This window comes from Streptomyces sp. Je 1-369 (assembly GCF_026810505.1).
Lineage (GTDB): Bacteria > Actinomycetota > Actinomycetes > Streptomycetales > Streptomycetaceae > Streptomyces.
On the sequence record NZ_CP101750.1, the window covers coordinates 140,425 to 162,988 of the forward strand.

13 protein-coding genes and 1 pseudogene are annotated in these 22,564 nt (G+C 73.7%); 1 reads left to right on the forward strand and 13 read right to left on the reverse strand.

Annotation, left to right across the window (positions count from 1 at the left end; all coding sequences use genetic code 11):
* Window positions 1–250: 250 nt before the first annotated feature.
* The 8 genes from metK to NOO62_RS00695 form a co-directional block, all read right to left on the reverse strand.
* Entirely contained in the window at window positions 251–1,462 is a 1,212-nt protein-coding gene (gene metK / locus NOO62_RS00660) for a methionine adenosyltransferase (protein ID WP_268768913.1), read from the reverse strand.
* 354 nt (window positions 1,463–1,816) lie between these two features.
* Window positions 1,817–3,406: a class I adenylate-forming enzyme family protein gene (locus NOO62_RS00665; RefSeq protein WP_268768914.1), complete on the reverse strand. Its 1,590-nt coding sequence runs from the start codon at window positions 3,404–3,406 to the stop codon at window positions 1,817–1,819.
* A 1,546-nt stretch (window positions 3,407–4,952) separates the two neighbouring features.
* Window positions 4,953–5,564, reverse strand: coding sequence for an NAD(P)H:quinone oxidoreductase (gene wrbA / locus NOO62_RS00670; RefSeq protein WP_268768915.1), 612 nt, complete (start codon window positions 5,562–5,564; stop codon window positions 4,953–4,955).
* A gap of 111 nt (window positions 5,565–5,675) precedes the next feature.
* A complete protein-coding gene (locus NOO62_RS00675) occupies window positions 5,676–6,788 on the reverse strand; it encodes a class I SAM-dependent methyltransferase (protein WP_268768916.1) in 1,113 nt (370 codons plus the stop codon).
* Window positions 6,785–7,990 (reverse strand): DegT/DnrJ/EryC1/StrS family aminotransferase, encoded by a 1,206-nt coding sequence (locus NOO62_RS00680; protein ID WP_268768917.1) that lies wholly within the window; start codon window positions 7,988–7,990, stop codon window positions 6,785–6,787. The genes NOO62_RS00675 and NOO62_RS00680 overlap by 4 nt, the downstream gene beginning before the upstream one ends.
* Before the next feature lie 5 nt (window positions 7,991–7,995).
* Window positions 7,996–8,577, reverse strand: coding sequence for a cupin domain-containing protein (locus NOO62_RS00685; protein ID WP_268768919.1), 582 nt, complete (start codon window positions 8,575–8,577; stop codon window positions 7,996–7,998).
* A 123-nt stretch (window positions 8,578–8,700) separates the two neighbouring features.
* Entirely contained in the window at window positions 8,701–9,768 is a 1,068-nt protein-coding gene (locus tag NOO62_RS00690) for a type III polyketide synthase (RefSeq protein WP_268768920.1), read from the reverse strand.
* Window positions 9,769–12,283: 2,515 nt separating this feature from the next.
* Window positions 12,284–12,862, reverse strand: coding sequence for a TetR/AcrR family transcriptional regulator (locus NOO62_RS00695; RefSeq protein ID WP_268768921.1), 579 nt, complete (start codon window positions 12,860–12,862; stop codon window positions 12,284–12,286).
* A 98-nt stretch (window positions 12,863–12,960) separates the two neighbouring features.
* On the opposite strand from NOO62_RS00695, the gene NOO62_RS00700 reads away from it, so the two are divergent.
* Window positions 12,961–13,347 (forward strand): nuclear transport factor 2 family protein, encoded by a 387-nt coding sequence (locus NOO62_RS00700; protein WP_268768922.1) that lies wholly within the window; start codon window positions 12,961–12,963, stop codon window positions 13,345–13,347.
* Window positions 13,348–14,606: 1,259 nt separating this feature from the next.
* On the opposite strand, the gene NOO62_RS00705 is transcribed toward NOO62_RS00700, so the two are convergent.
* From NOO62_RS00705 to NOO62_RS00725, 5 genes and pseudogenes are all read right to left on the reverse strand, one after another.
* On the reverse strand, window positions 14,607–15,566 hold the full coding sequence (locus tag NOO62_RS00705; RefSeq protein WP_268768923.1) for an aromatase/cyclase: 960 nt from the start codon (window positions 15,564–15,566) through the stop codon (window positions 14,607–14,609).
* Window positions 15,567–16,768: 1,202 nt separating this feature from the next.
* A complete protein-coding gene (locus NOO62_RS00710) occupies window positions 16,769–17,590 on the reverse strand; it encodes an AfsR/SARP family transcriptional regulator (protein ID WP_268768924.1) in 822 nt (273 codons plus the stop codon).
* Window positions 17,591–18,496: 906 nt separating this feature from the next.
* Entirely contained in the window at window positions 18,497–19,351 is an 855-nt protein-coding gene (locus NOO62_RS00715; protein ID WP_414930964.1) for an AfsR/SARP family transcriptional regulator, read from the reverse strand.
* A gap of 87 nt (window positions 19,352–19,438) precedes the next feature.
* Window positions 19,439–19,678: pseudogene (locus NOO62_RS00720) on the reverse strand (AfsR/SARP family transcriptional regulator); the annotation flags it as partial.
* 1,251 nt (window positions 19,679–20,929) lie between these two features.
* Window positions 20,930–22,480 (reverse strand): acyl-CoA carboxylase subunit beta, encoded by a 1,551-nt coding sequence (locus tag NOO62_RS00725; protein WP_268768925.1) that lies wholly within the window; start codon window positions 22,478–22,480, stop codon window positions 20,930–20,932.
* Window positions 22,481–22,564: the final 84 nt, after the last annotated feature.

The following is a 22,564-nucleotide window of genomic DNA, read 5'->3' on the forward strand; positions in this document are numbered from 1 at the left end:
CAGGGCACTCCTTGACGCTGGGTGGGTCGGCGGTGTGGCCGGCGCCCCGCCCCCCCCGGGGGGGGTGCCGGGCGGGGCACGGCACGGGGGGGGGCGGGTGGCCGGTGGCCGAAGCGGGGCGGGGGTGATGAGTGGTGAGGGCCCCGGGACCCGGGCCCCGGGGGGGCGGGGCCCGGGAGTCCGGGCCGGGGGGGCGGAGCCCGGGGGTGCGGGCCCCGGGGGTGCGGGCGGGTGGGTGCGGGCGGGTGGGTCAGGCGGTTTCGACGGCCTTGCGCAGGGCGTCGGCGCGGTCGGTGCGCTCCCAGGTCAGCCCGGGCAGTTCGCGGCCGAAGTGGCCGTAGGCGGCGGTCTGGGCGTAGATGGGGCGCAGCAGGTCCAGGTCGCGGATGAGGGCGGCCGGGCGCAGGTCGAAGACGTCGGTGACGGCCTGTTCGATGGCGGCCTGCGGGGCGGTGGCGGTGCCGAAGGTCTCGATGAACAGGCCGACCGGTGCGGCCTTGCCGATGGCGTAGGCGACCTGGACCTCGCAGCGTGAGGCGAGGCCGGCGGCGACGATGTTCTTGGCGACCCAGCGCATCGCGTAGGCGGCGGAGCGGTCGACCTTGGAGGGGTCCTTGCCGGAGAAGGCGCCGCCGCCGTGGCGGGCCATGCCGCCGTAGGTGTCGACGATGATTTTGCGGCCGGTCAGGCCGGCGTCGCCCATCGGGCCGCCGATCTCGAAGCGGCCGGTGGGGTTGACGAAGAGGCGGTAGCCGTCGGTGTCCAGTTTGATGCCGTCGTCGGCGAGCCGGGCCAGTACGTGCTCCACGACGTGGGTGCGCAGGTCGGGGGTGAGCTGGTCGGTGAGGTCGATGTCGGCGGCGTGCTGGGAGGAGACGACGATGGTGTCCAGGCGGACGGGCCGGCTGCCCTGGTATTCGATGGTGACCTGGGTCTTGCCGTCGGGGCGCAGGTAGGGGACGGTGCCGTCCTTGCGGACCGCGCTCAGGCGGTGCGAGAGGCGGTGGGCCAGCTCGATGGGCAGCGGCATGAGGGTGGGCGTCTCATCGGTCGCGTAGCCGAACATCAGGCCCTGGTCGCCGGCGCCCTGGCGGTCCAGTTCGTCCTGGTCGCCCTCGACCCGGTTCTCATAGGCGGTGTCCACGCCCTGGGCGATGTCGGGTGACTGGGCGCCGATGGACACCGATACGCCGCAGGAGGCGCCGTCGAATCCCTTGGCGGAGGAGTCGTAGCCGATCTCGAGGATCTTCTGGCGGACCAGGGTGGCGATGTCGGCGTAGGCGGTGGTGGTCACCTCGCCCGCGATGTGCACCTGGCCGGTGGTGATGAGGGTTTCGACCGCGACGCGGGAGGCGGGGTCCTGGCTCAGCAGGGCGTCCAGGACGGTGTCGCTGATCTGGTCGGCGATCTTGTCGGGGTGGCCCTCGGTCACGGATTCCGAGGTGAACAGGCGGCGGGACATGGCTCTCCTGGCGGGAGGGGGCGGGTGGGTGTGGCGGGTGGTGGGTGGTGGTGGGGGGGGCGGGTGATGCGTGATGCGTGGTGGGGGGGGCGGGCGCGGTGGACGTCTCGGGGGCGGGTGCGGCCCAACTTCCCGCTCTGCGGCGGGAGTTCACTTTCGCCGTACGCCGGGGGGCGGTGTGCTGCCCGGCAGGGGCGGCAGGAAGCCGCCCCACTCCCCCGCCCCCTCGCTCCCGGCCCGCCCCGCCTGTTTTCTCGCGGTTCTGGTGTGTGTCTTGCGCGGGCCGGGGCGGGGCGGGGGTGCTGGCTCCGGTGGCTGCGGGGGGTGCCCCCAGGGGGCCGTGGGTGGGGTGGGTCAGGCGGGGTCGGGCAGGTGGTGTGGGAGCTGGTGGGCCAGGGCGATGCGCTGGACCTTGAGGGTGGCGGTGCGCGGCAGGTCGGCCTGGGGGAGCTGGACGGGGTCGGCGAGCTGGGGGAAGTCGGTGACGGCGGCGCGCCAGCGCTCCAGGTCCAGGGGGGCGTCGTCGGTGGTGCACACGACGGGCACGGGCCGGTCGTCGGGGCCGGGCACCACGACCAGTTCGCTCAGTTCGGCCAGCCGGCCAAGGACGACGTCCTCGACCTCCAGGGAGCTGCGTACTCCCTCGATCATGTCGACTTCGCGGTCGAGCATGTGCAGGCAGCCCAGTTTGGTGCGGTAGCCGACGTCGCCGGTGCGCCACCAGGCGCCGTTGCGGTTGGTGTCGTAGCGGTCCTGTTCGGCGTAGTAGGTCTTGGCCAGGCCGGGCCAGGCGACCTCGATGAAGCCGGGGTTGGCGGGTGAGGGGGTCTTGCCGTTGCGGCTGACGACGCGGACCTTGGCGGCGCCGTTGGGCATGGCCCAGCCCACGCAGCGTCCGTTGGCCTTGTGGGCGGAGTTGCGGAAGTAGGCGCGGCCGACGGCCGGGCCGACCTCGCTCTGTCCGTAGATCTGGAAGAACAGGGCGCCGGGCCGGTCGGAGGAGTTCAGCAGCCGGCTCATGGTGCGCGGGTGGATGGCGTCGAAGGTGCTGCTGAAGACCTTCACCGAGGCGAAGGGGCGGCGCGGGTCGCCGGCCAGGTCTTCCCAGTCCATCAGGGAGTTGGGCAGGGCTTCGACGAAGCCGGGCCGGTGGGCCAGGAACTGCTCGGCGACGCTGTCGGGGTCGGATTCGTTCATGAGGAGGATCGGCAGCTGTTTTAGCAGGGCCAGGGACATCGCCGCGACCATCCGGGAGTGCACGAAGGGGATGTGGATGGCGACGGTGTCCTTGCGGCGCAGCAGGGCCAGCAGCCGCCACTGCGGGACCAGGCGGATGCCCTGGGTGCGGGGGGTGTGCACGACGAGTTTGGGCAGGCCGGTGGTGCCGGAGGTGTGGGTGATGACGGCGGCCTCGTCGATGGGCCGTACCACCGGGGTGACGCGGGGGGCGTCGGCGAGGTCGGCCAGGGACTGGGTGCCCTCGCGTTCGCCGGCGGTGATCAGGACGTGCCGGGTGAGGTCGGCCAGGGCCTCCTTGGCCAGGCCGGCGTCGAGTTTGGGCAGGTCGGTCAGGAGGCTGGGGCGTTCCAGGCGCTGCATCAGGGCGGCGACGGTGGGGGCGTCCAGGGCGGGCGAGAGCATCACCGGGACGGCGCCGATGCGGGAGGCGGCGGCGCCCAGCATCCAGATGTCGGCGTTGGCGCTCTTGTGGATGACCAGGTGTTCGTCGGGGCGGATGCCGGCCGCCCACAGGCGTGCGGCCAGGTCGTCGATGGCCTGGGCGAACTCGGCCAGGGTCAGGCGGCGGCCGGCCTGGGGCAGGACGTGCAGGTCGTGGTCGAGGGTGATGGGGATGGAGCCGTTGACGGCGGCGGCCATCTCCGGCAGGAGACCGAGGTGCAGACCGCGTTTTTGGATCGATGCGTAGACCGTGGAGCCCTTCATCGGGGCTGTCTCCTTAGGTGAGTTGGCCGGACGTCGGCGGGTGGGGCGGGGGCCCGGGGCGGGGGGGTGGTGCGGTGGTGCGTGTCCCGGGGCGGGGTGTGAGGCGGTGCGTGCCCTGGGGCGGGGTGGTGGGGCAGTGCCCTCCCCCGGGGCGGGGTGGTGAGGCGGTACGTGCTCCGGGGCGGGGTGGTGAGGCGGTGCCCTCCCCCGGGCCGGGGTGCGAGACGGACTTGGCGCGGGGTGGTGCGGTGGTGCGTGCCCCGGGGCGGGGTGGTGAGGCGGTGCCCTCCCCCGGGCCGGGGTCGGTCAGGCAGTGCCCGGGGCCGGGGTGCGAGAGGGACCCGGCGCGGAGTTGGCGGGAGCGGGCCCGCCTCGGTGGTGAGGCTGACTTGGCTTGGAGCGGCGCGGCGAACGGCCCCGGGTGGCGGGACGGGTGGCCAAGGGCGGTGCGGCGGGTGCTGCGGGCCGGTCAGGCGGACGGCCCGCTCGGCCCGGACCGCTCGCGGTCGGCCGAGGCGGGCCGGGCCGAGGTGGGGCGGGTCGTGGTGGGGCGGGTCGTGGTGGGGCGGGTCGTGGTGGGGCGGGTCGTGGTGGGGCGGGGCCCCGCATCTCCCGCTCCGCGGTCGACGACGACGCCGCCGCCGTCCGGGACGACATCTCGTACGGTCTGCGTGGTGGGGCGGGTCGTAACCGGGGTCGTGACCGGCGGGGTCGTGGTCGACCACGTCCTGGTCGGGCGGGCCGTGGCCGGCCGGAGCGTGGTTGTGCGGGCCGTGATCGGCCAGCCGTGGTCGGCGCCGCGCCCTGGCGCGGGCGGGCGGGCCGTGGCCGGCCGGATCGTGGTCGACCGAACCGTAGTTGGCCGTGCCGTGGCCGGGCGGATTGTGGTCAGCCGGACCGTGGCCCGCCGTGATCGGGCAGGCCGTGGTCCGGCCGGACCCTGGCCAACCTGACCGTGAGCGGCCCACGCGCAACCAGCGCCACGCCCTGGCGAGACGGGGCGGGCGAGCCGGATCGTGGTCGGCCGGACCCTAGTTGGCCGTGCCATGGCCGGCCGGGCTGTGATCGACCCGCTCATGGCCAGCACTACGACCCGGCCGGGCGGTGCGTAGCCGGGCGGACCATAACCAGCCCCGCCGTGGTCGGCCGGACCCTGGCTCGCCGTGATGGGGCGGGGCGTGGCTCGCCGTGACCGGACAGGCCGTGGTCGGCCGGGGCGTGGCCCGCCGTGATCGGGGCGGGGCGTGGTCGGCCGGGGCGGTTGGGGAAGGAATTTCGGGGCCTGGCTCACATTGCGTGGGGCTGTGTCGTCGGAGGGGTGAGGCGGACGAGGCGGACGCCGCCGGCCCGGAGCGTGTGGGCCGGGCGGGTCGCTGCCCCGGGCCGCACCGGGGTGCCGGGGGCGCCCCCTCGGGCCGGGTCTGCCGACCGGCCGCGTCCCCGGCCCCGCCCACGGCCACCGGCCGGGCCCGTGCGGTTCTGACCGAAGCCGCGCGGGCCCGGCCGGCTCACCGCCCCCGCCCCCGGGCAGGGCGGCGGGGGCGGGTCAGGCGGCGGCGCGGCCGGCTTTGAGGGCGGCGGCGGTGTCCACGACGCGGCGGGCCTGGTGGCGGGCGGCTTGCAGGGCGACTTCGCCGGGTGCGCCGTCGCCGGCGACGTGCGAGGTGCCGTAGGGGTTGCCGGACTGGAACTGGATGGGGTCGGTGTAGCCGGGGGGCACGATGATGCCGCCCCAGTGGTAGAAGGTGTTCGACAGGGCCAGGATGGTGGATTCCTGTCCGCCGTGGGCGGTGTTGCTGGCGGTGAACGCGGAGAACACCTTCCCGGCGATCTTCCCGGCGAACCAGAGGGGGCCGGTGGTGTCGATGAAGGCGCGCAGCTGGCTGGCGGGGTTGCCGAAGCGGCTGGGGGTGCCGAACAGGACCGCGTCCGCCCAGGCGAGGTCGTCGTGGGTGGCCTCGGCGAGGTCGGTGGTGGCCGCCCGGTGCTCGACCCAGGCCGGGTTGGCCTGGACGGCCGCCTCGGGGGCGGTCTCGGCGACCTTGCGCAGCCGCACGGTGGCGCCGGCCTTCTCCGCGCCCTCGGCCACCGCCTGAGCCAACGTGTGCACGTTGCCGGTCGCGCTGTAATAGATGACGGACACGTTCACAGGTTCCACAGCTGTTTCCTCGTGTTCTGGGTGCTGAGTACTGAGTACGGGGTGCTGAGCAGGGGGTGCTGGTGCTGAGTACGGGGTGCTGGTGCTGGGTGGGTGTGGTGCGCGGTGCCGCTAGCGGGCGATGACCAGGGTGGCGGGCGGCGCGGAGTGGAAGGTGATGTCGCTGAAGCCGGCCTTGGTGAGCCAGGCGTGGTAGTCGGCGCGCCGCCAGGTGCCGCCCTGCTGGGACTTGAGGAGCATTTCGGAGGCGAACAGCAGCGGGAAGGCCGGTCCTGCGCGGTCGTCGTCGACGACGTAGTCGCAGACCACCAGGGCGCCGCCGGGCCTGAGGGCGTCCTTGAGGCGGGTGAAGACCGCGATGTTGTCCTCGGGGCCTTCCTGGTGGGCGATGTGCGAGTACAGCGCCACGTCATAGGCGCCGGTGCCGAATTCGGTGGTGTGGAAGTCGCCGTCGATGCAGGTGAAGCGGTCGGCGACGCCGCGGGCGGCGAGCAGCTCGCGGGCGATGGCGTTGATGGGCTCCCAGTCCAGCTGGGTGGCGCGGGCCTTGGGGTTGGCCTCCAGCCAGGTGGCGGAGTAGATGCCCGAGCCGCCGCCGACGTCCAGGATGGACAGCGGGCCGGCCTCGGACAGGCGCAGCACGTCGGCGGCGATGGCGGCGGCGGGCACCGACTGGGCGGCGATGGCCGGCACGACCTGGCCCCAGTGGGGGTTGTCGGCGACTTCGGTGGTGGGGTCGCTGACCGGGCCGCCGGCGCGGACCACCTCGGGCAGGGCGGCCAGCTTGCCCATGTGGGTGAGCTTGAGGCGGGCCATCGCGGACAGGTCGGCGGGCCGGCCGGTGACCAGGTAGGCGGAGGCGGCGGGGGTGTTGCGGTAGCGGCCCTGCTCGAGGGTGATCAGGCCGATGCTGACCAGGCCGTCCAGCAGGGTCTGGGCGCCGCGCTCGGAGATGTCCGCGCGGGCGGCCAGCTCGGTGGCGTTGCCTGCGCCGTCCTCGAGGTGGGTGAACAGCTGGTGCTCGGCGGCGGCGCCCAGGATGCCGGTGGACCAGTAGCCGTTGATGAGCCGCAGGATGGTGTCCGGACCGCTGTCCGGGCCGCCGCCCGCACCGGCCGCCGCCGCACCGGCCGTGGCTGCCGTGGCGGTCTGCACGGTGGAGTCCTTGGTGTCCCGGGTGTTCTTGGTGTCCCGGGTGTTCTTGGTGTTCTGGTGCTCGCTCATGCGGTTCCTCCCCGGCCCGCGGGGGCCGCGTGGGTACGAAGGGCGGTGCGCAGCGCCGTGACCACGCGCTCGACCTGGTCGGCGGTGAGTTCGGCGTGCATGGGGATGGCCAGGTGGCGGGCGAACAGGTCGGCGGAGACGGGGCAGCTGCGGCCGCCGGCGAAGACGGGCTGCAGGTGGCTGGCCCAGGTGCCGTGGCCGCAGCCGATGCCCTGGCCGCGCAGGTCGGTGGCGAGGGCGGCCCGGTCCACCCGGGCGTCCAGGGCCACCAGGTAGGACTGCCAGGCGTGGGTGCGGTCGGCGGGCACCTGGGGCAGCGTCAGCAGCTCCTCCTGGGCCAGCAGTTCGGCGTACTGCCGGGCCACCTGATCGCGGCGGGCCAGCAGTTCCTCGATCCGCCCGAGCTGGACCTGCAGGATGGCGGCGGCGATGTCGGAGAGTTTGAAGTTGTAGCCGACCTCGGTGAACTCCGGGACGGGCAGGCCGACGATCTTCGACTGGTCGAAGATGCTGCCGATGCCGAAGGAGGAGCGCAGCCGGGCGTCGGCGGCGATGGCCGGGTCGGCGGCCAGCAGCGCGCCGCCCTCGCCGCTGGTGGCGCCCTTGCGGCCGTGGAAGGACAGGCAGGAGACGGGGGCCAGCGCGCCGGCCTGGCGGCCCTGGTAGGTGGCGCCGACCGCGCAGGCGGCGTCCTCGATGAGGAACAGGCCGTGCCGGTCGGCCAGGGCCTGCAGTTCGCGGTAGTCGGCGGGCAGCCCGACGGTGTCCACCGCGATGATGCCGGTGGTGCGCGGGGTGATGAGGTCGGCGACCGCCTGCACGTCGACGGTGTGGGTGTCGGGGCGTACGTCGGCGAAGACGGGCACCGCGTCCAGGTAGCGCACCGCGTGGGCGGGGGCGGGGAAGGTGTAGTCGGCGACGATGACTTCGTCGCCGCGCTGCACGCCCAGGGCCAGCAGCGCCACGTGCAGGGCGGCGCCGCAGTTGCTCAGGGCGACCGCGTCCATGGCGTAGCGCTCGGTGAGCTGGGCTTCCAGGGCCTTGCCCCGGGGGCCCTGGCCGGCCGGCCAGCCGGAGGCGAACACCTCCGCGACGGCGGCCAGTTCCTGCTCGCCCAGGCTGGCGTGCACCAGCGGAACGGCAGAAGCAGCCGCAGCCGCCGAGGCGGCCGAGGCGGCGGGGGCGGGTGTGGTGGTGGTCATGGCGGTCACGTCCCCTGCGGCTGCTGTGGTGTGGTGGGGGCTGCGGTGGTGGCGGGTGCGGTGGTGGCGGGTGGCTGGTAGCGCAGGGGGGTGAGTTCCTCGACGTCGTAGCGCTTGCGCATCTCCTCCACGGCGGCGGGGTCCACGGTGGTGCCGCGCGCCCAGATCTCCGCGATCTCCTCGAAGTACTGCTCGTGGTCGGGTGAGGGGAAGCTCTGGAAGAGCATCTTGACCGGCTTGTCGGTGGCGTTGCGAAAGGCGTGCGGGGTGCCGGTCGGCACGAACATGCAGCCGCCCTCGGCGGCGCGGATGACGCGCTGGCCGTCGGCGGACTGCCAGTGGTGCCAGGTGTCCCGGGTGCGCTCGGTGGGCTCGAAGCACATCAGGTCCAGCTCGCCCTCAAGGACGTAGAAGAACTCCTGGGACTCGTGGTGCACGTGGGCGCCGACGTCGAAGCCGGGCGGCACGATCACCTCGAAGATGGAGACGGCGGAGCCCTGCGCCTGGGTGGCCTTGAAGGTCACCTCCTGCGCCGGTGTTTTCAGCGTGCGTCCCCCACCGGGCGGGACGATCAGGCTGCCAGTCATGTGATGGTTTTCCTTTGGTTGTCACGGACATCGCGCACAGCACACAAAGCGCCCCAGGTCCTGCCCCAGGTCCTGCCTCGGGGCGGGGCGGGGCGGGGCGGCTTCGGCGGGGGCGGGCGCGGGTCAGCCGGCGGCGGGCGGGGTGTCGCTGTTCCAGCGGCCCAGGGCCATCTCGGCGGTGATGCCGGGGCCGAACCCGGCGATCAGACCGGTGGCGTCGGGCATCGGGGTGTCCTCTTCGAACAGGCGCAGTGCCGCGTCCAGGACGACCGCGCTGGCGATGTTGCCGTACTCGGTCAGCGTCGACCAGCTGTGGCGGAACACCTTGCGGTCCACGTCCAGGAACTTGGCCAGGTCGTTGAGGATGCGCGGGCCGCCGGCGTGCACGATGTAGAAGTCGAGGTTGGAGGCGTCCCACTGGTGGCCGGCGGCGAACTCGCGCAGCACCGGGGCCAGCGGCTCCATGGTGCCGGGCACCCGGCGGTCCAGCTGGAAGTGGAAGCCGGTGTCACGCACCGAGTAGGAGATCCAGTCCTCGGTGTGGGGGATGAGGTAGGAGGAGTTGCGCTCCAGCTCGATGCCGGTGCCGCCGATGCCGCGCACCACGGCGGCGGCGACCGCGTCGCCGAACAGGCCGTCCGAGAGCAGCGAGCCGATGTCGTCCATGTCGGGCTGGTAGCACAGTGAGCACAGCTCGCAGGAGACGATCAGGACGTTGCTGCCGGGGTGGGCCACGCAGAAGTCGTGGGCGCGGTTGATGGCGGCGCCGCCGGCCGCGCAGCCCAGCTGGGAGATGGGGATCTGGCGGGTGTCGGAGCGGAAGCCCATCTTGTTGATGAGCCAGGCGGTCAGCGAGGGCATCAGGAACCCGGTGCACGACACGTAGATGATCGCGTCGATGTCCCGGGCGCTGACCTCGGCGTTGGCCAGGGCCTCCTCGACGACCTCGGGGGTGCGCTTTTTGGACTCCGCCTCGTAGATGCGGTTGCGCTCGGTCAGGCCGGGGTGTGCCAGGGTCTGCTCGATGGGCTGCACGATATGCCGCTTCAGCACCCCCGTGTTACGGATCAGGCGCAGCGCCAGGGGAAGCTGCGGCTTTCCGGCGTGGGCCTTCTCGGCGAATTGGAGCGTCTCTTCCGCTGTGATGACGTATTCCGGCACACGCACTGACGGCTTGCATAGCCTAGGCATATCGGGAATCCACTTTCTCTAGAGTCTGCCTTCTGCACGTGGAGAAGCTTTCGCGCACTCCCGGTGCCGCCCGCGGGGGCGGTGGAAGGGGGGCAGCTGCTGTGACGGCGTCTGCCGCGCCGCCTTCTCCGGACCCGGACCGATCACCACTCCCCACCCCGCTGCCCCGCCGCCCCGCTGCCCGTCTGGGCCTCCCTCGGGGGGGCCTCGGGGTTCCTAGGGGCTCCTCGGGGCGCCTTGGGCTCTTGAGGGCCGGGGGCCTTGGGGGCCTTGGGGGCCTTGGGGGCCTTGGGCAGCCTCGCGGGGCGCGGCCCGTTGAGGCAGGGCCCGTTGAGGCAGGAGTGGTGATCGGTCCGGGCGCCGGGGAAGGCGGCGCGGATGGGACGACCGGCCGGGGCCGGGTGGGGCGGGCCGGCCGGGGCCGGGTGGGGCGTGAGTGCGGAGGTTGCGGGAGCTGTGGCGCTGTCCCTCTCCCCCGGGGGTCGGGGGTATGGCCGGGCGGGGCACGGAGGTTCGGGGGCGGGGCCGCAGCCCTGCCCAGCGGGGCTGCCGTCCCGTCCCGGGGGCGCGGTCGGGGCGGAGCGGAACGGGGTCGGGGCGGCGCGGGGCGGAACGGGGCCGGGGCGGCGCGGGGTTGAGGCAGGACCGCGGTTCTGCCCCGGGCGGGACGCGGCTGAGGCCGGGTGGCACGGAGGTGTCGGCAGGCCGGGTGGCACGGAGGTGCGGGGAGGCCAGGGTGCAGGGGGCCGAGGTGCGGAGGTGCGGAGGTGCGGGTGCAAGGCCTCGGTCCCGCCCGGGCGCAGCGGGGGGGTTGGGGCGGTGTGCGGGAGCGCGGGCCCTGCCCCGGGCGGGGGCCGGGCTGAGGACTGGTGGCACGCAGGTGCGGAGGTGCCGGGTGCGGGAGTGCCGGGTGCGCCAGGTGCGGAGGTGCCGGGTGCGCCAGGTGCCGGGTGCGCCAGGTGCGGGTGCAAGGCCGCGGTCCTGCCCGGGGCGGAGCGGGGCGGGGGTCCGGGGCGCGGGCGTGGGGCAGTGGGGCTGGTCGCCCGGGGTGCGGGCCGGGGCCGGGCGGGCGGTGCGGGTACCGGGCGGGTACGGGGGCTGCTCTGGCGGTACGGGAGCGGTGCCCTCTGCCCGGCGCGCCCGGGGGCTGGCTGTCCCCGGGTTCTGACGTCCCGGCGGGGGCGCGGGCTGCGTACCGGCCCGGGCGGGCCACGGGCACCGGTCCGGCCCGCGCGCCTACCGGCCCGCCGGCCTCCTGCCCGGCGCGCCACTCCCCCGCCCCCTTCCCCCCGGCCGCCGACTCACCTACGGGCGGGGAGGCGGGAGTTGGGACAGAACGAGGATGCGCCGGCCGGACTGCGCCGGGCCGGGGCCCTGGCACGGCGGTGCCCGCGCGGTGCCGGTGCCGGTGCCGGTGCCGGCTGATGGTGCCGGTGGCGGTGCCGGCCGATGGTGCAGGGCTGCTCTTTTCCGGCACAGATTTCGGCACGCTCAGGGCAGCCGGAATGAGGGAGGGAGAAATCCCCGCCGGGTCCGTGTCCGTGGACGCCGGGCGTCATGGCATACGGGCAATGAAATGCGGTGGGGGGAAGCGATACCGCCGGGGCATGAACTCGGCACGGCCCGTAAGAGGCGGCGGATACGACACTCAACCCACCGCCTCAGAACCGGCTTTGGGCAGGGAAGTCGTGCGGAAATAGTGACACGGATGCCGTCCCCGCACCAAGGGACTCCGAAAGTGACGTAGGTCACTGGGGCGGGGTGTTGTGCGGACCGGATTCCCCGACTGCCGCTCCGCCCCGCACGGAGTCACCGCGTCCGCATCTTCCGTGCGCCCGGGCCGAGTTGACGGCCGTGACGCCAGGCGCTCGGGGGCGGGGAGGATGAGGGCTGGGAGGATGAGGGCTAGGAGGATGAGGGCTGGGCGGATGAGGGAGCGGGCGGGCGGGCCGAGCGCCATCCGCGGACCGGCGCCCCAGGGCCCCGGGGCCCGACTTCCCCGCACCGCCGCGGCCGCGGCCGGGGCGCACGGTTGCCCCTGCCGGGGCCACGGCACTCCCCCGGGGCCGCCCGGCTGCGCTGCGGCGGCCCCCGGGGGGGCGCCCGCAACGGCCGTATGGCGGCGCGCTGTCCGGCGTCCGCCGCCGCAGGGACCCGCCTCCGGGAGGCGGGGGCCGCGTGAGCCGGAGTCCGTGGCGTGCCGCCCGGCGGGGGCAGTGCGAGGAGGGGCCCCGGCCGCCCGGGGCGGCGCCGGGACGGCCGGAGTGCCGGGGGGGGGCGGGCCGGGGCCCGGCACAACACCCGAGCTTGAGTTTCAACCTCGGGCCGGCTTGCCGGCCCCGTCTCCCGTAGTGGGCAACGCCGGTTCCGCCCGGCTCAGGCAGGTGCCGAGAGGTTCTGAAACGGCATGGGGCCATCGGGGCGTCCGGCAGGTGTTCCGTAACCTCTCCCTCCGGGGCCCCGGGGTGTGTGCGGCTCCGGGCGGGTTCCGCCGGAGCGAGGAGCCGGGCGAAGTTCACAACTCAGGCTGGAGCTTCCCGGGCAGCTCCGCGACAAGGCCGCGGGCGTACGCCTCATCCGTACCGGGGATGGAGAAGACCACCCGGAAGTAGAGCGGCGCAACGATCCGGTCCAGAACCTGCTCCAGGGACGGGGGCGCCTCGCCGCGCTCCCGCGCCGCGTCGAGGACCGGGCGGAAGCGCTCGCTGACCCTGCGCAGACATTCGCGCAGTCCGTCGTGGCGCTCGTCGACGTCGGGCGCGACTTCGGCGCGGAAGAAGGCGATGCCGCCGGGCCGGGAGAGCTCCGCCAGCGTCCAGACCGCCTGGTTCTCCAGGTCGGTGCGCAGGTCACCGGCGAGCGGGGGCGCGCCGGTGTCGCCGCGGTGCTGGGCGATGTCGGCCAGGAGCGCGGCGAGCGTACCCCAGCGCCGGTAGAGGGTGCTGGAGTTGACCCCCGCGCGCTGGGCCACGGCGGGGAGGGTCACCTGGTCGGCGCCCAACTCGCCCACCAGCGCGACCGCGGCGCTGTGTACGGCGGCACGGACGTGGGCGCTGCGGCCGCCGGGCCGCTTCGTCGATGCGTCAGCGTTCACCCCTCCACCTTAAAGCAAAGAGTTGCGCCTTAGCGAGCAGGGGGCTTACGGTCACGCTAAAGCGGAGATCACCGCTTTAGTGTTGTGAAGGGAATGCCATGTCCACCAACGAAGCCCCCCTCGCCCTCGGGCGCACCTTCCACCAGGCCCTGGTCTCGGGCGACTGGGACGGCATCCGGGCCCTGCTGCACGACGACGCCACCTGGACCCTGCCCGGCGACAACACCATCTCCGGCACAGCCGACGGCGCCGAGGCGGTGGTGGAGCGCGCTCAGCTGATCGCCTCGTACGGCCTCGACTTCGAGCTGCTGCATCTCCTGGCCAGCAGGGAGAACATGGCGCTCTCCCTGCACAACACCGCGCACCGGGAAGACGCCGTGCTGGACGAATACCTGGCCACGGTCTGCCGGCTCCGCGACGGAAAGATCGCGAGTATCGAGACCTATCTCTCCGACGTGCCCGGGATGAACGCCTTCTTCGTCTGACGACTCCCGGCCTGGGTTCTGACCTTCGACCGGCTCCTCACCCCAGCGCGACCACGCCTCGGCCCTCCTGGCGTCCGCCCTGAGCCGGGCGGGATCGGCGGCGGATACCGCGGAGACGGGGCGAGCAAGCCGTCCGAGATTAAAACTCGAGCTGAGCGCGCCACCCAACAGATCGCCGCGCCGGGTGGCGCACCGCGGCCCGGCGTTCCGGGGCACCGGGGCGGGCCGGCATGTCGCCTCGGCGTGTCGCGTGCGCGGGAGTTCGTGATGCCCCCGGCGGGTGGACAGACGTCAGGGCCACGTGACACACCGGCCTCCGGCTGCCCGGGACGGCCCGGTCCTGCCGCCCGGGCCAGCCGCCTTGGCCAGCCGCCTTAATGTGTCGCCTTAATGTGTCGCCTTGGCCTGTCGCCTTGGTGTGTCGCCGGGGGCGGGCGGGCAGACGTCAGAGCCGGGCGGCATGCCGGGGCCCGACGTCTGGGGGCGGCGCGGCCGGGGCGCCCGGGGCCGGCCGGACGCCTCGCCCCGCCTCGGGGCGCTGCGTATACGGAAGTTCACAGCGCCTGCCCGGGCGGACGGCAGGCGTCGGGGCCCTATGACGCGCCGGTACCCAACCACCCGGGACGGGACCGGGCCGGACTGCTGGGCCAGGCAGGGCTGTTGGGCCGGGCCGGACTGCTGGGCCGGGCCGGACTGCTGGGCCGGGCAGGGCCGGGCCGGGCCGGGCCGGGCCGGGCCGGGCTGCTGGGCGTATCGGCTGCGGGTGTCGCTTACGGGGAGGCCGGGCTGCTCACGGCGGGGGCGGACGTCCGGGCCGGTCCAAGCACCGGACGTCTGCGGTCCGGGACGGGGGCCGGGCACGTCGCCGCAGCGTGCCGCCGTACGCCGGCATCCCCAATACACCCCGTCCGGCAGGCAGACGCCAGAGCCGGAGGACGCGCCGGGGCACCGGCGCCTCACCAGGCCCGGGCAGGGCCGGGCAGGGCCGGGCAGGGCGCGACGCCAGGGAGGTGGGCGGGTGCGGGAGTTCGTGTCGGCCCCGGCGGGCGGACAGGCGTCGGGGCCGGGTGGGGCGGCCGGGCCCGGGAGGCCGGGGCGGGGCCGGGTGGGGCGGCCGGACCCGGGAGGCCGGGGCGGGGCCGGGTGGGGCGGCCGGACCCGGGAGGCCGGGGCGGGGCCGGGTGCCGGGCCCCGCCGCGGGGCCGCGGGCGCGGGGGTCGGTGGTGGCGCGGGCCGGGACGGGGGGCGGCTGGGCGGGGTCACAGGACGCGGATGGCGGATTCGGCGTGACGGCGGGCCAGTTGCAGGATCTGGCGGCTGTCGCGGGCGAGGTCGGCACGGATACGGCGGCGGGCCTCGGCGAGGGTGGCGCCGGCGCCCAGGACCTGTTCGATGCGGTCCTCGCGCAGCAGGGCATGGTGCTGGGCGACCACGGTGACGCCCCGTTCGTCGGGCAGGACCGACCATTCACCGCAGTGCGCGGCCAGCAGCGGGCGGGGCACGGTGGCCTTGTGCACGATACGGCCGGCGTGCGGGAAACAGATACGGATCCCGGCCACCCCGGGGGCGGGCCCGCCGTCGGCGGCGGTGAGTTCCAGGGCGACTTTCTGGATGCCGAGGTGGGGCTCTTCCAGCGCGGCCCGGCGCACGTGCGGGAGCTGGCCGGGCCAGTCGGCCACATCGTAGAGGAAACCGTAGACCAGCTCGGCGGGCCCCTTCACCCGCACCGACTCGGCGAAGGAGAGGGCCAGCTCGTCCAGGCGGCTCCAGCGCTCGGCCAGAAACTGCAGGCTGCGCAGGGTGGAACGGGTGTTGTCGGCGGTGACCTGGGCAAGCCAGAGGGCGTCCTGGGGCCGGCCGGGGGCAGCGGTGAACTCGTGTTCCAGGGTCAGCCGGCAGCGGCCCGGCGCCAGCGGCCGCACACTCCAGCACCCGGCCATCGAGGTGGCCGGCTCCATCAGCACATCCTGACGGAAGGAAATCAGCCGGCGCACCGGATCCTGGGTGCGGCAGGCGGTCCAGGACACGATCCGGCCCTCGGCCAGCGCCCACAGACGGACCCGTTCGTTGACGCCGTCGAAGTCCAGACGCTGGGCGTAGACGCTGCGCGGCAGGTACAGCGGCCAGCGCTCAGGGTCCGCGATCAGCGCGTAGAGGGTGGAGGCGGGCGCGGCCACCTCCAGCGTGTGCGACAACCGGTGGATACGCTCGCCGGGCACCGGACCCCCCTTTCTCTCGCGCCATGTGCACGCAATGGTCGTGACGAAGCCGGGCCGAGCGGGCCAGACGCAACAGAGCGGCACAGCAGCGCGCAGCGGTACCCGGTGACGGGCAGGTGGAACCCGGTGACGGGCAGGTGGTGCCCGGTGGCGGGCAGGCCCGGGGCGAACGCGCCGGGAGCGGGGCCGGTGGTCTGTGCAGTGTGCCCCACCCGGCTCGACGCGTGCCCGCACACGGCTCGAGTCCGCCTCGCTGCGCAGCGCACGCAACACGACCGCCCCCACACACCGGACAACCACCCCGCCCCTGACCGGCCCCGCCCCGGCCGGGGTGGCCCGGGGACAGCCAGACCGCCCCCGCGCCCGCCCCGGTCCGCCCGGCCCGGGCACCGCACGCGAGGCAGGCAGGCAGCGGATGCGGCGCGAGCAGACCCCGGGGGGGCAGGTGACCGGACGGCCAGGTGACCGGACAGCCGGTGAGCAGGTGGCCGGACCACCGGGCGGCCGGACAGCCGGGGCGGCCTGGTGGCCGGGCCCCCGGGTGAGCAGGTGGCCGTGGCCCGACGGCCGAGCCGCCCGGTGGCCGGACAGCCCGACGACCGGTGGCCGGGGCCGCCGCGTGACCGGTGCCCGTGGCCGGACGGCCGGTCACCAGGCGCTTCCGGCCGGGCAACCGGTCACCGAACGGCGCGCGGCCAGAGCGCCGGTCACCAGCCGGCCCCGGGGCGGACAACCGGACACCGAACGGCCAGAAGCCCAAAAGCCAGCGACCGACAGCCGGGCCGCCAAGTGGCCCGGCCCGAACGGCCCGTGACCAGAGCAGCAGTCACCAGGCGGCCCCAGGGCGGACAACCGGACACCAGACGGCCGGAAGCCCACAGGCCGGCGACCGGCAGCCGGAACCGGACAGCCCGGCCGCCATGAGCCCCTGACCGAACAGCACATGACCAGAGCGGCAGTCACCAAGCGGCCCCGGGCCGGACAAGCCGGACACCGAACGGCCGGAAGCCCACAGGCCGGCGACCGGCAGCCCGGGTGCCAAGTGGCCCTGCCCGAACGGCCTGTGGCCAGGCGGCCGGTCACCGGGTGGCCCCGGCCGGACGGCCGGAAGCCGCAACGGCCGGTCACCGGATCGCCGTGGCCGGACGGCCGGTGACCGGGCGTGCGGGCGGCCGTGGCCGGACGGCCGCATCGGCCGGCGGTCAGGCGGCGTACAGGTCGAACGTGGAGCTGCGCCGCGGCCCGGCGGTGACGTCCAGCTGGGGATCGACGGCCAGCATGGCCTGGTGCAGCCGCTGCACCTGCGGGGAGGGCTCCACCCCCAGCCCTTCGATCATGCGGATCCGCAGCTTGCGGTAGATCTCCAGCGCCGAGGCCTGCCGCCCCGAACGGTAGAGCGCCACCATGGCCTGCGAGTGCAGTCCTTCGTGCTGGGGGTAGCGCGCGGTCAGTTCGGTGAGTTCGGCGATGAGTTCGGAGTGCCGGCCCAGCCGCAGATCGGCATCGATACGCCGCTCCACCGTGCCAAGACGCGACTCCTCCAGACGCATGACCTCGATCTCCAGGATGGGACCGACCCGCACATCGACCAGCGCGGGCCCGCGCCACAGCGCCAGCGCCCGACGGAAACGGTCGGCGGCGGTGGCATCATCCCCGCTCTCGAAGGCGCCACGGCCCTCGGTGGCCAGACGGTCGTACTCGTGCACGTCCACGCCATCAGCCGGTATCTGCATCAGATAACCGCCGTGCCGGGTGGCCAGCACCTCCTTGGCGGTCCCCGGAGTACCGGGCCCCAGCGCGGTGCCCAGATGCCGGCGCAGCTGCAGGATGTAGGTCTGCAGGGTGGTCAGCGCACTCTGGGGCGGCTCAGTGCCCCAGAGCTCCTCCATGAGCGTGGGAACAGGCATGACCTGTCCCGGATAGAGGGCAAACAGGGACAAGATCTGCCGCGGCTTGCGTGCCGTCGGAACAATCGATCCCCCGTTGACCTCGGCGCTCAACGGACCCAGAACCTGAATCTTCATGGGTGTTCTCCGTACTTCGTCGAGTTCTTGTCTTGACTGCATTCCGTCGCCGCGGGCGCTCTCGTATCGGGTGCGGGGCACCCTCCTTTCGCCGTACGGGGCACCACACACCGAAACAGAAACAGGCACAAACACAGACGCTGACGCTGCGCTGGCGCCGGTGCTGACGCTGGTGCTGGTGCTGGCGCTGCGCTGGTGTTGACGCTGCGCTGGTGCTGGAACTGGCACGTGGTGCTGGGACTTGGTGCTGGAACTGGCACGTAGTACTGGGACTGGAACTGGCACGTAGTACCGGGCTGGTGCTGGCACGTAGTGCTGGTCCTGGCGCTGGTCCTGGTTCTGGAACTGGCACGTGGTGCTGGGACTTGGTGCTGAAACTGGCACTTGGCACGTAGTGCTGGCGTTTGGTGCTTGGTGCTTGGTGTACCGGAACAGGGCTGAGGGGGCAGGAACCGCGGGAGGCGGGCGGAGTGCGGCACAGTCAGGCGCCGTGACGGGCGGGCGGGTTGAGGCCGTCCCGGGGGACGGGCTCCCAGGGGCACGGTAGGCGGCGCGGGCCAGGTGCGCCTGGCCCGGAGTGAAGTCCGCGCGGCCGGCAAGGAAACGTTGTCGCACACCGCCCACCGCCCCCTCGCTCCCCACGTCCTTGCACGGTTGCAGCTGCGGTACCGGACACCCGCCGCACGGCAACACGAGGCCGGCAGACGACGGAACACGGCAGTACACGCTGAGCACGGCCGGCCCCGGGGCACACGCGGGATCGACGCGGCCCGCCCGCCCACCGCGCAAACCCGCAGCGGGCCAGCACACGACCACAAGCAACAGACCCCCGACAGGGACGGCCCGGCACGCAAACCCCCAGCCCCGGCCCGGAAGCCCGGACCGGACCCGCCCGCACCCAACGGCTCAGCCGGTGGGCACCAGCCGCACACGGCCCACAGAAACCCCCGCCCCCGCCCCCGCCGCGCCAGGCGCGGAGACCGCAGCCCCCGCAGCCAGCCGACCAGCCGCAGCAGCAGACACGGGAGCAGGCGCGGGAGCGGGCGCGGGGGCGGGGGCGGTGAGGTCGTGGCCGGCACTCAGAATGGACCGCTGCAGACGCCGCAGCCGGACCGAGGGCTCCAGACCCAGCTCCTGCACCAGCGTGGCCCGCAGCCGCTGATAGGCATCCAGCGCCTCACCACGCCGCCCCGAACGGTGCAGCGCAAGCATGTACTGGGCATGCAGACTCTCATGCGTGCGGTAGCCATTGACCAGCACCGTCAGCTCGGCCAGCAGCTCCCGGTGCCGGCCCAACCGCAGATCGGCCTCGATCCGCCGGTCCAGCGCACACAGCCGGCTCTCATCCAGCCGCTTGATCTCCATCTGCAACTGCGGACCCGCCTGCACATCCGCGAAAGCCGTACCCGACCACAACGCCAGCGCCTCACGCAGCCGCCCCGCCGCCCCCGCACAATCCCCCGCATCCATCGCCCGATACCCCGCCCCCGCCAACTCCTCAAAAGCCCGCACATCACTCACCCCGCCACCACCACACAGCAGATACCCACCCGGCATCGTCACCAACACCTCCTTGGCACTGCGCACCCCACCCACCCCGACAGGGACGGCCGCGGCCGCGACTGCGGCTTCGGCGGGGACAGCCTCAGGAACAGTTACGGCAGGAACGACTGCACCCGGCCCAGCAGGGGCCGCGACTGCGGCAGGAACGACTGCGGCAGGGACAGCGGCGACTGCGGCGGGGACGGCTGCACCCAGCACGGCGGGGACGGCGGCGGGGGCAGCACCCGGCACGGCCGCGACTGCGGCGGCCACCGGGGCAGGGGCAGGGGCGGCGGCGGGGACGGCCTCCCGGGCCAGCGCGGCAGCGATGAGCTCACGCAGCTGCAGCACATACGTCTGCAACGTCGTCCGGGCACTGCGCGGCGGAGCCGCACCCCACAACTCCTGCGCCAGAACCGACACCGGCACCATCCGGTCCGCATGCAACGCCAACAACGCCAGCACCTGCCGCGGCTTGGGCGCCGTAGGCACCACCGACACCCCGTTCACCCGCACCCCCAGCGCGCCGAGCACCTCAACATCCACAGCGTCCCCCAGAAAGTGGTAGTTACCGCCCGCAGCCACGCCACACACGGAGCCGATCCCCTTTACCGCACCCAGATTCAAATAGATTCCACGACCCCTGTCAATACAAAACCGCGTAGCTGGTTTCTAGCAGCGCTGGAGCCCACCTCCGGCCATCCACCCACCCCCCTCAAGCAGATCTTGAGAAACCACCAGACCAGACACCCACCCACCCCCACCCCCAGCCACCCACCCACACCCACCCAGCCACACACCCCCACCCCACCCCCCACCCCAAAACAGCGAACACCCGCCGTTACACAACCCGACCACCAGAAACCAGGGACCAGCAGCCAAGGACCAGAGGCCGGAGGCGGGGGCGCCCCCAAGGACAGGGCCAAGGACCCACCCGGGCAAGCCCGGCAGACCCCGCACCCCGCACCCCGCACCCGGCACCCGGCACCCGGCACCCGGCACCCGGCACCCGGAAGCGGAACCATCGGCTGAGGGCTGGCCCGACGGCTCGGGAGCCCCGCGGCCAGCAAATGCACGGCCAAGCCCCCCAGCTCCCGGCTTCCTCCCCCAGCGGGACCAGCCGAGTCAAATAACTCGGCCCAGACCGGGCGAGACGGCCTGGGCCGGCCCGCAAACCACGCGTCAACCCAGATGCAGCCAATCGACCCGGATAGGACAGGCCGAACCGGACCAGCCGAGCCAGGCGGGGCGGAGCGACCAAGCCAGGCGGGGCGGGTTGACCAAGCCGGGCAGGGCGGGTCGACCGGACCGGCCCGACTGGATGGCGCCAGGCCGGGTGGTACGCGTTGGCGGAGTGGATGGCGGCGGCCGCACCCCACCCCGCATACTCCCGGGCCCGGCAGGATGCCCCCGAAGCCGCCCGCAGGACTCTGCAGATCCGGGGGCACGCGGGCCACCCTGAGCACGCGGCCAAACCTGAGCACGCGGGCCGCCCAAGGTGCGCCGACCACCCGAAGCGCGCTGGCCCGCCACCAGCGACGCTTCGACCACCCTGCTCGGCGGGACCGCTCCGGAGCCACGCCGACCGCCCGGGGAAGTGGGACCGGACTGTACGGGGGCGGCGCGCGGGACTGTGCGGGGCGGCGAGGGTGGGACCGTACGGGACGACGGACGCGGGACGGTACGGGACGACGGGACCGCCCGGAGTGCCGGACGCAAGGCCGTGCCGGACGGCGGGGCCGTGCCGGGCGGCGAGGCCGTGCGGGCGGCGAGGCGCGCGGGACGACCGCGCGCGGGTTACTGCGGCGGGTTGCCGTGTTTGCGGGAGGGCAGGTCGGCGTGTTTGGTGCGCAGCATGGCCAGGGACTGGATGAGGATCTCGCGAGTGGCGGCGGGGTCGATGACGTCATCGACCAGGCCGCGCTCGGCGGCGTAGTAGGGGTGCATCAGCTCGGCCCGGTACTCCTTGGCCACACGGGCGCGCATCGCTTCGGGATCAGGGGCGGCAGCGATCTGCCTGCGGAAGATGACGTTGGCCGCACCCTCGGCGCCCATCACCGCGATCTCGTTGGTGGGCCAGGCATAGGTGAGGTCCGCGCCGATGGACTGGCTGTCCATGACGATGTAGGCCCCGCCGTAGGCCTTGCGCAGCACCAGGGAGATACGGGGCACGGTGGCATTGCAGTACGCATACAACAGCTTGGCACCGTGACGGATGATCCCACCGTGCTCCTGGTCGACGCCGGGCAGGAAGCCGGGCACATCCACCAGCGTCACGATCGGGATGTTGAAGGCATCGCACATCTGCACGAAGCGCGCGGCCTTCTCCGACGCCTCGATGTCCAGCACACCCGCCAGCGTCGCCGGCTGACTGGCGACCAGCCCCACGACCTGCCCGTCCAGCCGGGCCAGGGCACAGATGATGTTGCGCGCCCAGCGCTCGTGGACCTCCAACAGCTCGCCGTCATCGACGAGTTCCTCCAGCACCCGATGCATGTCATAGGGGCGGCTGCCATCGGCCGGCACCACCTCCAGCAGCTTCGGGACGGCCCGGTCGGCGGGATCAGTGCAGGGGGCGGGCGGCGGGGCCTGGCGGTTGTTGGAGGGCAGCAGCGAGAGCAGGTAGCGCACCTCGGCCAGGCAGGTCTCCTCGTCGTCGTAGGCGAAGTGGCACACCCCGGAGGTCTCGGCGTGCACGTCCGCGCCGCCCAGCCCGTTCTGGGTGATCTCCTCGCCGGTGACCGCCTTGACCACGTCGGGGCCGGTGATGAACATCTGCGAGGTTTCGCGCACCATGAACACGAAATCGGTCAGCGCGGGACTGTAGGCGGCGCCGCCCGCACACGGGCCCAGCATCACACTGATCTGCGGAATGACCCCCGAGGCCCTGGTGTTGCGGGTGAAGATGCCGCCGTAGCCGGCCAGTGCCGACACACCCTCCTGGATGCGGGCACCCGCCCCGTCGTTGAGGGAGACCAGCGGCGCACCCGCCGCCAGCGCCATGTCCATAATCTTGTGGATCTTGGTCGCGTGGGCCTCGCCCAGCGCGCCGCCGAAAATACGGAAGTCGTGCGCGTAGATGAAGACGGTACGGCCCTCGACCGTGCCCCAGCCGGTGACCACCCCGTCCGTGTACGGCCGCTTCCCCTCCAGGCCGAACCCGGTGGCCCGGTGCCGGCGCAGCGCCTCCACCTCCCGGAAACTGCCCTCATCCATCAGCAGGGCGATCCGCTCCCGGGCCGTCAACTTGCCTTTGGCGTGCTGCGCCCGGGTCGCCTCCCCACCTGGCCCGGCCAGCGCCTGCCCCCGCACTGCCGCCAGCTCCGCCACCCGCGCCTGAGCCGACACCCCGCCTGCTACAGAAGACCCCGCCGCCATCACCACAACACTCCCCCCATCCCACACCCACCCCAACCAACCAACCCACAACAC

Coding starts and splice junctions, on each gene's coding strand:
- metK (WP_268768913.1), bottom strand. CDS start 1,462: ATGTCCCGCCGCCTGTTCACCTCGGAATCCGTGACCGAGGGCCACCCC.
- NOO62_RS00665 (WP_268768914.1), bottom strand. CDS start 3,406: ATGAAGGGCTCCACGGTCTACGCATCGATCCAAAAACGCGGTCTGCAC.
- NOO62_RS00675 (WP_268768916.1), bottom strand. CDS start 6,788: ATGAGCGAGCACCAGAACACCAAGAACACCCGGGACACCAAGAACACC.
- NOO62_RS00680 (WP_268768917.1), bottom strand. CDS start 7,990: ATGACCACCACCACACCCGCCCCCGCCGCCTCGGCCGCCTCGGCGGCT.
- NOO62_RS00685 (WP_268768919.1), bottom strand. CDS start 8,577: ATGACTGGCAGCCTGATCGTCCCGCCCGGTGGGGGACGCACGCTGAAA.
- NOO62_RS00690 (WP_268768920.1), bottom strand. CDS start 9,768: ATGCCTAGGCTATGCAAGCCGTCAGTGCGTGTGCCGGAATACGTCATC.
- NOO62_RS00700 (WP_268768922.1), top strand. CDS start 12,961: ATGTCCACCAACGAAGCCCCCCTCGCCCTCGGGCGCACCTTCCACCAG.
- NOO62_RS00710 (WP_268768924.1), bottom strand. CDS start 17,590: ATGAAGATTCAGGTTCTGGGTCCGTTGAGCGCCGAGGTCAACGGGGGA.